Consider the following 552-nt stretch of genomic DNA (forward strand, 5'->3'; position numbering starts at 1 on the left):
GGATATGACTAGTGTAGGTTATATATATAATCGAGGAAGCTATTCTCTTTATTTCAGCTTCTCTGACGGTTTTATTCAACGCGCTGAGATATCTAAAAGTGAATATAATTAATACGTTACAAACAATATAAAATATATAAAGCATAAAAAAATCCTTCAAGAACGTGCCTTTTCTTGAGGGATTTTATTTTGTTCCTATCTATTTAACATAATACAAAGCTGTAAAACTCCTACTGATTAAAGTTTCACTTTATTTTTCTTAGTGCTCCGCATTCCATTCACTTAAATACGTTGCATATTCTAATTCATCTGGATCATCATATAACATAGAAATAAACTCTAATTTATTTCCATCACAATCCAGAAAATATACGCTTGCAGCTGGCATCCACCTTTGGACAATTGGCTCTTGATTTCCTTTACCCTGACTTCCTACCACCTCTATTTCACGATTCTCTAACCACAATTTAGAAATCTTTAAAAACTCTAAATCTACACGAAAAGCGAAGTGTTTCGTCTCAAAATCTTCATTCGTATGTACTTCCCATAATC

Annotated in this window: 2 pseudogenes; one reads left to right on the forward strand and one right to left on the reverse strand. The window is 32.2% G+C overall.

Annotation, left to right across the window (positions count from 1 at the left end):
* A pseudogene (locus AC1DTM_RS31095) lies at positions 1–112 on the forward strand (S-layer homology domain-containing protein); the annotation flags it as partial.
* A gap of 147 nt (positions 113–259) precedes the next feature.
* Here AC1DTM_RS31095 and AC1DTM_RS31100 read toward each other — a convergent pair.
* Positions 260–552 (reverse strand): annotated as a pseudogene (locus AC1DTM_RS31100) (VOC family protein); the annotation flags it as partial.

It is taken from the genome of Bacillus sp. P4_D3 (genome assembly GCF_056401855.1).